The 623-nt window shown below is 67.3% G+C and carries 1 protein-coding gene; it reads left to right on the top strand.

The features are described from left to right. Positions 1-623 (top strand): Ig-like domain-containing protein (locus HVA01_RS17445; RefSeq protein WP_170243548.1); only part of this gene is annotated, 623 nt, incomplete at both ends.

The following is a 623-nucleotide window of genomic DNA, read 5'->3' as shown; positions in this document are numbered from 1 at the left end:
AACCGACGGCGCGTAACGACAGCACCGAGACGGCGGAAGACACTGCGGTGACCTACGACGTCATCGCCAACGACACCACCGGCGCCGACGGCGCCACGGTCACGGCGGCGAGCCTGGCGGAAGGCTACGGCGATGCGGGCACGGTCGCGTTCGAAGAGAATGGCGGGATCACCTTCACGCCGACAGCCGGCTACGAAGGCGAGGTCGTGATCGACTACACCCTGACCGACGGCGATGGCGATGACTCCACCGCGCAGCTGACCGTCACGGTGGCCGACGACTCCGAGCCCACGTTCAGCCTCGGCGCGACGCCGGAAGCGGCTGACGAAGCTGGCCTACCGGGTGGCAGCAACGCCGGTGATGGCTCGAACATCACCACCGGCAGCTTCACGGTTGGCACCGGCAACGACAGCCTGAGCACGCTGACCATCAACGGCACCAACGTCACCACCGGCGGCACGGTAGCGGGTGAGCACGGCACGCTGACGGTCACCCAGGGTGACGATGGCGAATACACCTGGAGCTACACGCTGGACGGCGCCACCGACGGCGACAGCGTCGAAGACGTGTTCGATCTGCAGGCTACCGACAGTGACGGCAGCGTCACCGACGAGTCCCTGACG

This window comes from Halovibrio variabilis (assembly GCF_007991175.1).
Classification (GTDB): Bacteria; Pseudomonadota; Gammaproteobacteria; order Pseudomonadales; family Halomonadaceae; genus Vreelandella; species Vreelandella variabilis.
The sequence above is the reverse complement of the archived record's forward strand: the minus strand, read 5'-3'. Positions and strand labels throughout refer to the sequence as shown.